The sequence below is a fragment of the Pseudomonas sp. GYB4201 genome (genome assembly GCF_056312595.1).
The window spans coordinates 466,013-476,745 of sequence record NZ_JBWGIG010000001.1; the positions used below are offsets into that span (position 1 = coordinate 466,013).

At 66.8% G+C, this 10,733-nt stretch carries 10 protein-coding genes and 1 other RNA gene; 4 read left to right on the plus strand and 7 right to left on the minus strand.

Annotated features, from left to right (window positions below; all coding sequences use genetic code 11):
• Positions 1 to 44: 44 nt before the first annotated feature.
• The 7 genes from gcvT to AC0Z2B_RS02130 form a co-directional block, all read right to left on the minus strand.
• A complete protein-coding gene (gcvT, locus tag AC0Z2B_RS02100; RefSeq protein ID WP_476294920.1) occupies positions 45 to 1,127 on the minus strand; it encodes a glycine cleavage system aminomethyltransferase GcvT in 1,083 nt (360 codons plus the stop codon).
• A gap of 174 nt (positions 1,128 to 1,301) precedes the next feature.
• Entirely contained in the window at positions 1,302 to 2,861 is a 1,560-nt protein-coding gene (locus AC0Z2B_RS02105) for an ABC transporter permease (RefSeq protein WP_476294927.1), read from the minus strand.
• A gap of 43 nt (positions 2,862 to 2,904) precedes the next feature.
• A complete protein-coding gene (locus tag AC0Z2B_RS02110) occupies positions 2,905 to 3,906 on the minus strand; it encodes an extracellular solute-binding protein (protein WP_476294921.1) in 1,002 nt (333 codons plus the stop codon).
• Between the two features lie 742 nt (positions 3,907 to 4,648).
• A complete protein-coding gene (locus tag AC0Z2B_RS02115; RefSeq protein ID WP_416427520.1) occupies positions 4,649 to 5,869 on the minus strand; it encodes a 2-octaprenyl-3-methyl-6-methoxy-1,4-benzoquinol hydroxylase in 1,221 nt (406 codons plus the stop codon).
• 59 nt (positions 5,870 to 5,928) lie between these two features.
• Positions 5,929 to 7,122 (minus strand): 2-octaprenyl-6-methoxyphenyl hydroxylase, encoded by a 1,194-nt coding sequence (ubiH, locus tag AC0Z2B_RS02120; protein WP_473005085.1) that lies wholly within the window; start codon positions 7,120 to 7,122, stop codon positions 5,929 to 5,931.
• Positions 7,119 to 8,459 carry a Xaa-Pro aminopeptidase gene (pepP, locus tag AC0Z2B_RS02125; protein WP_476294922.1) on the minus strand — a complete coding sequence of 447 codons (1,341 nt, stop codon included), beginning with the start codon at positions 8,457 to 8,459 and terminating at the stop codon, positions 7,119 to 7,121. Before pepP ends, ubiH begins: the two co-directional genes overlap by 4 nt.
• 19 nt (positions 8,460 to 8,478) lie before the next feature.
• The gene (locus AC0Z2B_RS02130) at positions 8,479 to 9,030 is read right to left on the minus strand and encodes a YecA/YgfB family protein (protein WP_476294923.1); all 552 of its coding nucleotides are present in this window, start codon (positions 9,028 to 9,030) and stop codon (positions 8,479 to 8,481) included.
• 143 nt (positions 9,031 to 9,173) lie between these two features.
• Here AC0Z2B_RS02130 and AC0Z2B_RS02135 point away from each other — a divergent pair, with 143 nt between their 5' ends.
• From AC0Z2B_RS02135 to AC0Z2B_RS02150, 4 genes are all read left to right on the plus strand, one after another.
• Entirely contained in the window at positions 9,174 to 9,383 is a 210-nt protein-coding gene (locus tag AC0Z2B_RS02135) for a TIGR02449 family protein (RefSeq protein WP_081719218.1), read from the plus strand.
• Positions 9,380 to 9,697: a cell division protein ZapA gene (locus AC0Z2B_RS02140; RefSeq protein WP_416421911.1), complete on the plus strand. Its 318-nt coding sequence runs from the start codon at positions 9,380 to 9,382 to the stop codon at positions 9,695 to 9,697. Before AC0Z2B_RS02135 ends, AC0Z2B_RS02140 begins: the two co-directional genes overlap by 4 nt.
• Before the next feature lie 31 nt (positions 9,698 to 9,728).
• A non-coding RNA gene (ssrS, locus tag AC0Z2B_RS02145) (6S RNA) lies at positions 9,729 to 9,907 on the plus strand.
• Positions 9,908 to 9,995: 88 nt separating this feature from the next.
• Positions 9,996 to 10,598 carry a 5-formyltetrahydrofolate cyclo-ligase gene (locus AC0Z2B_RS02150; protein WP_416421910.1) on the plus strand — a complete coding sequence of 201 codons (603 nt, stop codon included), beginning with the start codon at positions 9,996 to 9,998 and terminating at the stop codon, positions 10,596 to 10,598.
• The last annotated feature ends 135 nt before the right edge of the window (positions 10,599 to 10,733 follow it).

Genomic DNA, 10,733 nt, shown 5'->3' on the forward strand with positions numbered 1-10,733 from the left:
GATTTTATTGTCCTCAACAGGTCGGCGGCAGGCCCGCGCAAAAGTCAGATCAGGGTTTTGCCATGGCGCACGAACGTGGGTCGTACTACCCGTACCGGGTACCACTTGCCACGGATTTCCACCTCGGCACGGTCAGCGGTGGCCATCGGAACGCGCGCCAGGGCGATCGATTTGCTCAACGTAGGTGAGAAACTACCACTGGTGATCTCCCCTTCGCCAATTTCTGCGATACGAACTACCTGGTGGGCACGTAATACACCACGCTCTTCCAGCACCAACCCGACCAGTTTTTCCCTCGCGCCCTGGCCGCGTTCAGCTTCAAGCGCCTGGCGGCCGATGAAGTTTCGCCCGGCCGGCTCCCAGGCGATGCTCCAGGCCATGTTCGACACCAGGGGCGAATGCGCCTGGTCGATATCCTGGCCGTAGAGGTTCATGCCCGCCTCCAGACGCAGCGTATCCCGGGCTCCCAGGCCGATCGGGGCAATGCCGGCGCCTACCAGGTCGTTGAAAAACGCAGGCGCCTCGACGGCGGGCAGGACGATTTCCAGGCCATCTTCACCGGTGTAGCCGGTGCGGGCAATGAACCAGTCGCCGTCGGGCAGGCCCTGGAATGGCTTGAGCTGATTGATCAGGTTGGCGCGCGCCTGGCTCACCAGCTGCGCGACCTTATGCCGCGCCTGCGGGCCCTGGATGGCGAGCATCGCCAGCTCGGGGCGCTCGCTGACGCGCACGTCGAAACCGCCGGCGACCTTGCCGATCCAGGCCAGGTCTTGGTCACGGGTGGCGGCGTTGACCACCAGCCGGTAACCGTCGTCCAGCAGGTAGACGATCATGTCGTCGACGATGCCACCGCGCTCGTCGAGCATGGCGCTGTACAGCGCCGCGCCAGTGCCCTCAAGGCGCGCGACGTCGTTGGCCAGCAGGTGCTGGAGGAAGGCCTGGGCCTGGGGCCCGGCGATGTCGATGACGGTCATGTGCGATACATCAAACACGCCACAGTCGCTGCGCACCTGGTGGTGTTCCTCGACCTGCGATCCATAGTGCAGGGGCATGTCCCAACCGCCAAAATCGACCATCTTGGCGCCCAGCGCCAAATGCAGGTCATAGAGAGGCGTACGCTGTCCCATGGGTTTCTCCTTCCGGGCTTGGCGAAGGCGCGCATACTGGGCAAACCACCCGCAAGGCTCTGGAACAGGGCTTTGCGGGGTGCCTATAAGACCAGATCACAATGACCGGCCGCGCCGAATGCCGCGCATTGTAGCCGCAAGGCGCGGCCCTGACACCTCTGGGCAGAGGCGCCATCAGGTTTGACCGATACGCCGTGCCGAACGTCGAATCAGCCCGATCACCGGCAACAGGCCCACCAGCACCAGGGTCAGGGCAGGCAGCGAAGCGCGGGCCCACTCCCCTTCGCTGGTCATCTCGAACACCCGCACGGCGAGGGTGTCCCAGCCGAAGGGGCGCATCAACAGCGTAGCGGGCATTTCCTTGAGCACGTCGACGAACACCAGCAGCGCCGCGCTCAGTGCCCCCGGCAGCAGCAGCGGCAGGTACACACGGTTGAACAGCCGTACACCGCCAACGCCCAGGCTGCGGGACGCTTCAGGCAGCGACGGGCGAATTTTCGCCAGGCTGCTTTCAAGCGGGCCGTAGGCCACGGCCATGAACCGCACCAGGTAGGCCAGCAGCAGCGCCGCCAGGCTACCCAACAGCAGCGGGCGCCCCGCCAGCGGAATGACCAGCGCCTTGTCCAGGTAACTGAAGGCCAGCATGATCGACACCGCCAGCACCGAGCCCGGCAGCGCGTAGCCCAGGTTGGCCAGGCCCACGCCGGCGCCGATGGCCCGGCCAGGCGCCTGGCGCCGCGCAAACGCCAGCAGCAGGGCCACGGCCACGGTCGCCAACGCCGCCAGCACGCCCAGGTACAGCGTGTGCACAACCAGCCCCAGGTAACGCTCATCCAGGTCGAAACGACCGCGCTGCCAGCACCACACCAGCAATTGCGCCACCGGCACCACGAACGCACAGGCGAACACCAGGCCGCACCAACTGGCCGCCGCTATGGCCTTCCAGCCACTCAGGCGGTAGCGCAGGTGCCCGCGCGCACGCTCGCCGCCGGCATGGGCAGCGCCACGGGCGCGGCGCTCGCCGTACAGCACCAGCACCACCGCCACCAACAGCAGGCTGGCCAGTTGCGCAGCGCTGGACAGGCTGAAGAAGCCGTACCAGGTCTTGTAGATGGCGGTGGTGAAGGTGTCGAAATTGAACACCGCCACGGCGCCGAAATCGGCCAGGGTTTCCATCATCGCCAAGGCGATGCCGGCGCCGATGGCGGGCCGCGCCATGGGCAGGGCTACGCGCCAGAACGCTTGCCAGGGCGTGTGCCCCAACACCCGCGCCGCTTCCATCAGGCCACGGCCCTGGGCCAGGAACGCCGTGCGCGCCAGCAGGTACACGTACGGGTAGAACACCAGCACCAGCACGATGATCACGCCGCCGGTGGAGCGCACCCGCGGCAGCCGCAGGCCGCTGCCGAACCCTTCGCGCAGCAGCGTCTGCACCGGCCCGGCGAAGTCCAGCAGGCCGACGAAGACGAAGGCCAGCACATAGGCGGGAATCGCGAACGGCAGCATCAGCGCCCAGTCCAGCCAGCGCCGGCCCGGAAACTGGCACAGGCTGGTGAGCCAGGCCAGGCTCACGCCCAGCAGGGTCACGCCGATGCCGACGCCCACCAGCAGGGTCAGGGTGTTGCCCAGCAGGCGTGGCAACTGCGTGGCCCACAGGTGCTGCCAGATGCCAGCGTCGATGCTCTGCCAGGACAACAGCAGCACACTGAGCGGCAACAGCACCAGCGCTGCCATGGCGAAGACCGGCAGGTACCAGCGGCGCTGGTTCACGGGCCGGTCAGTTCCAGCCGGCACGGTCCATCAGCCGAATGGCATCGGCCTGGCGCTTGCCCGCCACCTCGACCGGCAAGGTGTCGGCCTTGAACGTACCCCAGCCCGCCACTTCCGCCGAAGGCTCGACGCTGGGGTTGGCGGGGAATTCCTGGTTGGTGTCGGCGAAGATCTTCTGCGCCTCGGGGCCGGTCATCCATTCCACCAACGCCTTGGCGGCCTGGGGGTGCGGCGCGTGGCGCGTCAGGCCGATGCCCGACAGGTTGACGTGCACGCCACGGTCTTCCTGGTTGGGCCAGAACAGCTTGATTGGCAACTGCGGGTCCTGGCGGTGCAGGCGCCCGTAGTAGTAGGTGTTGACGATGCCGACGTCGCACTGGCCAGCCTTGATGGCCTGCAGCACGGCGATGTCGTCGGAGAACACGTCGGTGGACAGGTTGTTGACCCAGCCCTTGAGGATGGCTTCGGTCTGCGCCTCGCCGTGGGTCTCGATCAGCGTGGCGGTCAGCGACTGGTTGTAGACCTTCTTCGCCGTGCGCAGGCACAGGCGGCCTTCCCATTGCTTGTCGGCCAGGGCCTCGTAGGTGGACAGGTCGGCGGGTTTGACCCGGTCGGTGGAGTAGGCAATGGTTCGCGCGCGCAGGCTCAGGCCGGTCCACTCATGGCTGGCGGCGCGGTACTGCGGCGGGATGTTGGCGTCGATGACCCCCGATTGCAGCGGCTGCAGGATGCCCATCTGCTCGGCCTGCCAGAGGTTGCCGGCGTCGACGGTCAGCAGCAGGTCAGCGGTGGCGTGCTCGCCCTCGGCCTTGATGCGCTGCATCAGCGGCGCTTCCTTGTCGGTGATGAACTTGATCGGCACCCCGGTTTTGGCGGTGTAGGCATCGAAGACCGGCTTGATCAGCTCGTCGATACGCGAGGAATACACCACCACTGCATCGGCGGCGCGAGCTTCATGGGCGAACAGGCTGAGGGCCAGGGCGATGAAAACGCGCTTGGAAGGCAGCATGGAAATAGACCCCGAAATCGAATGAGAGGCAAATGGTAGAGAAACGCATTTGCCATCTCAATCGAAGTCGAAAGCAAGAAGTTTCCAGATGTTTCCCGGAAGTTCCCATGTTCCCGTAGCAGCCGCCGAAGGCGGCGTCCGCGTTCACCGCGGTGTGCCGGGAACAGCGCCGCGCCTTGGACGCGGCGGAAAACGTGTTGCGTGCGGAGTAGGCGCCTGTAGCAGCTGCCGAAGGCGGCGTCCGGGTTCACCGCAGGGTACCGGGAACAGCGCCTTGGACGCGGCCTGCGGCCGCTGCTACGGAAACCGCGTTGCGCGCGGGGTAGGCGCCTGTAGCAGCTGCCGAAGGCGGCGTCCGGGTTCGCTGCGGTGTGCCGGGAACAGCGCGGCGCCTTGGACGCGGCCTGCGGCCGCTGCTACGGAAACCACGTTGCGTGCGGGGTAGGCGCCTGTAGCAGCTGCCGAAGGCGGCGTCCGGGTTCACCGCAGGGTACCGGGAACAGCGCGGCGCCTTGGACGCGGCGGAAACCGCGTTGCCTGCGGGGTAGGCGCCTGTAGCAGCTGCCGAAGGCGGCGTCCGGGTTCACCGCGGGGTACCGGGAACAGCGCCGCGCCTTGGACGCGGCGGAAACCACGTTGCGTGCGGGGTAGGCGCCTGTAGCAGCCGCCGAAGGCGGCGTCCGGGGGGCACCGCGGTGTGCCGGGAACAGCGCGGCGCCTTGGACGCGGCCTGTGGCCGCTGCTACAGGGGTTTTGCCAGGGCTGGCAGGTCGCCGCTCAAACCCAGGGCCTGGCGCACGAACAGCGCCTTGGCCTCGGGCATCTGCTCCACCCACTTGAGGCCGCTGTTGCGCAACCAGCGCACCGGCAGCGGGTCGGCCTGGAACAGCCGCTCGAAGCCTTCCATGGCCGCCATCAACGCCAGGTTGTGGGGCATGCGCCGGCGTTCGTAGCGGCTTAGCACCCGCACGTCGGCCAGGCGTTCGCCACGGCCGTTGGCGTGCAGCAGCTCTTCGGCCAGCACCGCGGCATCGAGGAAGCCCAGGTTCACGCCCTGCCCCGCCAGTGGGTGAATGGTGTGGGCGGCGTCGCCGATCAGCACCAGGCCTTCTGCCACGTAGCGCTTGGCGTGGCGCTGGCGCAGCGGCACGCACAGGCGCTTGTCGGCGTGCTCGACCTTACCCAGGCGGCCTTCGAAGGCGCGCTCCAGTTGGGCGCAGAAGGCGTCGTCGTCCAGCGCCATCAGGTGCTCGGCTTCCTTGGGCGTGGTTGACCAGACGATCGAGCACCAGTGCTGCTGGTCGGCATGCTCCAGCGGCAGGAAGGCCAGCGGGCCGTCGTCGGTGAAGCGCTGCCAGGCGGTGCGCTGGTGCGGTTGCGCGCAGCGCACGCTGGTGACGATGGCGTGGTGCAGGTAATCCCACTCACGGGTTTCGCAGCCGGCCAGGCGGCGCACGGCGGAATGGGCGCCGTCGGCGGCCACCACCAGCGGCGCACGCACGGTGCGGCCGTCGGCCAGGGTCAGCAGCCAGTCGTCACCGGAGCGGCGCAGCTGTTCCAGGCGCGCGTTGGCCAGCAGGCCGATGTCGCTGTCGTGCAGTTGCTCCAGCAGCGCATCCTGGACCACGCGGTTCTCGACGATGTGGCCCAGGGTTTCGGCATGCACACTGGCGGCGCTGAAGTGAATGTGGCCGGTGCCGCTGCCATCCCACACGCTCATGTCGCCGTAGGCGCAGGCACGACGACGGGCAATGCCCTGCCAGGCGCCCAGGCGCTCAAGCACGCGCTGGCTGGCGGCCGAGAGGGCGCTGACGCGCGGTTCGAACGGCGCCTGGGCGTCGAACGCCTTGACGCTGAGGGGGCTGCCGTCGACCACCAGGATTTCCAGGCCGCTGTTCTGCAACGCCAGGGCCAGGGCGCTGCCCACCATGCCGGCGCCGACTACTACCAGATCTGCACGCATTTCCATGCTTCAAGCCTGTTCCACGGGGTTGATGGGGGAGTAAAACGACGCGGCCATGCTCAACCCTGCATATCTGCGCGGGTGCCCAGGCCCATGGCCTGGCGGGCGAACCAGCGCTTGGCCGGCGGTAGCAGGTCCAGGCCCAGCAGGCCCAGGTTGCGCCCGGCGGCCACCAGCGGCTGGGAGGAACCGAACAGGCGGGTGACCTTGTCGGAGAAGCCCACGGTCAGGTCTTGGTCGGCGCGCTGGCTGGCGCGGTAGCGCTGCAAGGTGGCGAAGTCGCCCAGCGGTGCCTGGCTGGCCAGCAGGGTGTCGGCCAGAGCCTGCACGTCCCGCAGCGACAGGTTGAAACCCTGGCCGGCGATGGGGTGCAGGGCGTGGGCGGCGTTGCCGAGCACCACCAGGTGTGGCCGTACCTGCTCTTCGGCCTCTACCAGCGTCAGCGGATACAGGTGGCGCACGCCGACCTGCTGCAAGGTGCCCAGGCGGTAGCCGAACACGCCTTGCAGTTCCTTGAGGAACGCGCGCTCGTCGATCTCGGCCAGGCGCTGGGCGTCCATGCCCTGGCGGGTCCACACCAGCGCGCAGCGGTTGTCGGGCAGCGGCAGCAGGGCCATGGGGCCGTCGTCGGTGAAGCGTTCGAACGCCAGGCCTTCATGGGGCTGGCTGGGGCTGATGTTGGCGATCAGCGCGCTCTGGTCATAGGGCCGGCGGCGCACGCCGATGCCCAGTTGCTCGCGCAGGCCGGAGCGGCCGCCATCGGCCAGCACCGCCAGGTCGCAGTCCAGGCTGGTGTCATCGTTGAGGGTCAGGCGGTAGCCGTCCTCGCGCACCTGCAGCCGGGTGACCTCGGCGGGTACGCGCCAGCTCACCACCTCTGGGTCCAGCGCCTGCCACAGGCATTGGCCCAGCCAGGCGTTCTCCACTACATAGCCCAGGGCCGGCACGCCTTCTTCCAACGCGGTCAGGCGGGTGACGCCAAAGCGCCCGCGGTCCGACACGTGGATTTGCCGGATCGGCTCGGCGCGGCGGTGAATGTGCTGCCACAGGCCCAGGCGCTCGTAGATCTGCCGGGTGCCGAACGACAGCGCCGAAGAGCGTGCGTCGTAGCTGGGCTGGTAGCTGTCGCCAGGGGCGAACGGCTCGATCAGCATGATCTTCCAGCCGCGCGCCTTGGCGCCGGCCTGCAGGGCCAGGGCCAGGCTGGCGCCGACCAGGCCGCCGCCGATGATTGCCAGATTGACGCGGTTCATGCGGCCTCGGTACGTGCTTGAGCCATCAAGGCTTCGATTTCGGCGACGGTCTTGGGCACGTCGCCGGTCAGGATGTCGCAACCACTGCGGGTCACCACCACGTCGTCTTCGATGCGCACGCCAATGCCGCGCCATTTCTTCGCCACGCGGGTGTTGTCGGGGCTGATGTAGATGCCCGGCTCCACCGTCAGGGTCATGCCCGGCTCCAGCACGCGCCATTCGCCGCCCACGCGGTAGTCGCCGACGTCGTGCACGTCCATGCCCAGCCAGTGCCCGGCACGGTGCATGTAGAAGGCGCGGTAGGCCTCGTTGACGATCAGCTCGTTGACCTCGCCTTCCAGCAGGCCCAGTTCCACCAGCCCTTGGGTGATGACCCGCACGGTGGCCTCGTGGGCCTCGTTCCAGTGGCGGTCCGGGCCGATGGCGGCAAAGGCTGCTTCCTGGGACTTGAGCACCAGCTCGTAGATGGCCTTCTGCTCGGGCGAGAACACGCCGCTGACCGGGAAGGTGCGGGTGATGTCGCTGGCGTAGCAGTCGATCTCGCAGCCGGCGTCGATCAGCACCAGGTCGCCGTCCTTGAGCAGCGCGTCGTTCTCCTGGTAGTGGAGGATGCAGCTGTTGCGGCCCGAGGCGACGATGGAGCCATAGGCCGGCATCTTCGCCCCGCCCTTGCGGAACTCGTAGTCCAGCTCGGCCTCCAGGCTGAACTCGTGCAGGCCGGCGCGGCACGCCTGCATGGCGCGCACGTGGGCACGGGCGGAGATCTGCGCGGCATGGCGCATGACCTTCACCTCGTTGGCCGACTTGTACAGGCGCATGTCGTGCAGCAGGTGGTCCAGCGCCACGAACTCTTCGGGCGGCTGCGAACCCAGGTCGGCCTTGGAGCGAATCACGTTGATCCACTCCATCAGGTGCCGGTCGAATTCGGTGTTGCTGCCCATGGCCGTGTACACCCGGTCGCGGCCTTCGATCAGGCCGGGCAGGATGTCGTCGATATCGGTGATGGGGAAGGCATCGTCGGCGCCGTAGTCGCGAATGGCGCCCTCCTGGCCGGCGCGCAGGCCATCCCACAGCTCACGCTCGGGGTTGCGCTCGCGGCAGAACAGCACGTACTCGCCGTGCTCGCGGCCGGGGATCAGGGCGATCACCGCCTCGGGCTCGGGGAAGCCGCTCAGGTACTGGAAGTCGCTGTCCTGGCGGTACACGTGCTCCACGTCGCGGTTGCGAATGGCCACCGCGGCCGCCGGCAGGATGGCGATGCTGTTGGGCTCCATCTGCGCCATCAGAGCCTTGCGCCGTCGCGCATATTCCGACTTCGGGATGTGGATTACTGGCACAGGTGGGCCCCTTTTCGCATCAGTGCAGGGAAGGCTTGGCAGCCGCCACTGGCTTGGCGCACTCGGTGAACAGCAGCATCGGCGCCACGCGCAGGTATTCCATCACTTCCATGTAGTCGCTTTCGGCGTCTTCGGATTCTTCCAGCGCTTCCTGCACCTGGGAAATGGCGTCCATGTCCTGGAGGATTTCCTGGGCTTCCTGGCTCAGGGTCTTGCCACCCGAGTGCAGGCCGAAGCCGGTGAGGAAGCCTTGGCACCATTGGCCCAGGGCGGTGGCACGCTCGGTCAGCGGGGCGTCGTCGCTAGGCAGCAGGATGACGATGGTCACGTCTTCGCCGGTGAGTTCGCCCTGGACCATGGCCTGCAGGCCAACCAGCGCGTTGCGCACGTTGTCGGCAGGTTCGGTGTCCAGCGACAGCGCGGCGTCCGCCAGCCAGCCTTCGGCGTCGAAGTCGGCGCCAGCGCAGCTACGGCCCAGCAGCAAGCCATGCAGCTCGGCAGGGGAAACGGGGTGACCGCCAGCGTTGAGCAGGTCGGCAAAGCCTTGATACGGGGATTTCTGAATAGACATGGCAACTAGGCGCCAGGCGGCGCAATGACTAGAATGAAGACCTTGTATCCTAGCACCGGCAGGCGCGCCAAGACCATCGACGCGGCCAACTCGTTAACGTGCAAGGCCTTGCGCCACTCACTGATTGTAGCGAACGGGACCCCATGGAACAGAACGACCTGCAAGCGCTGATGGGCCGACTCGAGCAATTGATCGACCGAGTCGAGCAACTAAAACGCCAAAACGGACTCCTACTAGCTCAGGAAAAATCCTGGCGCGAGGAGCGCGCACACCTCATAGAAAAAAACGAAATCGCCCGGCACAAGGTCGAATCGATGATTTCGCGCCTCAAGGCCCTGGAGCAAGACTCATGAGTTCAAGCAATAGCGTCACTGTTCAGATCCTCGACAAGGAATACTCGATCATTTGCCCTCCCGAGGAGCGCAGCAACCTGGTCAGCGCCGCGCGCTACCTGGACGGCAAGATGCGCGAGATCCGCAGCAGCGGCAAGGTCATCGGCGCCGACCGCATCGCTGTGATGGCTGCACTGAACATTACCCATGACCTGTTGCACAAGCAGGAAACCCCCGACATCGCCGCCAGCGGTTCCACCCGCGAACAGGTCCGCGACCTGCTCGAACGCGTCGACCTGGTGCTCGCCACTGATCAGGATGAAACCCGGGGCTGAAACATTCTGATTGTTTCGGGTATACTTGCGCCGCTCCCTGGAGTGCTTGCCAGTCGGTCATGTCCCTGAGCCGATACGCACAACCACGGGGGTTGCACGCTGAGGCCGGTGCGCATGTCCGCTTGACGGAAAGCCTTAACGCCTCCTGCAATCTCCACCTTGAACTTTCGGGTTCAAGGGCTACACCGACAGCGGTTCGTCGGGGAGTCTCGCATTACTTGCCCCTGCCAGGCCTTGCCGGCATGGGCACCCGCCCCGCCGCCCCGCGCGGCCCGGGCGCTTCTGGATGGCCTTCGCCATGACCGAATCCGCACCGCTTTCACGCCCTCAATTGCGCCGCCTGCTGCGCGATGCCCGACGGGCACTGACCCCTGCGCAACAACGTGAAGCCGCACGTGGGCTGTACCGCCAGTTGGCCCAGCACCCGCTGTTCCGGCGCGCCCGCCACGTGGCCCTGTACCTGCCCAACGACAGCGAAATAGACCCGCGCCTGCTGCTGGCCGAAGCCCAGCGCCGGGGCAAGAAAACCTATTTGCCGGTGCTCAGCGCCTGGCCACGGACCAAAATGGTGTTCCAGCAGGTGCGCGCGGGTGAGGCATATCGTCGCAACCGCTTCCGCATTCCCGAGCCGCACATCAACCCGGCACGCCAACGGGTGATCTGGGCGCTGGACCTGATCCTGCTGCCGCTGGTGGGCTTTGACGAAGTGGGTGGCCGGCTGGGCATGGGCGGTGGCTTCTACGACCGCAGCCTGGCTTACCGCAGCCGCCGTGGTGCCTGGCACAAGCCGGTGCTGCTGGGCCTGGCCCATGAGTGCCAGAAGGTGGAGCGGCTGGCGCAGGCCAGTTGGGACGTGCCGTTGCAGGGGACCGTGTCGGATAAACGCTGGTACCTGGCGTAACCCTGCAGTGTCTAGTCCTGAAATAGGTTTACACCTCTTTCAGTCTCAAAACGCCCGATGCACCGCATCGGGCGTTTTGTATTTCAGGGAGAGATGTGGTCGCTCCCCGTTGTAGATCAGTACAGATTCATCCAC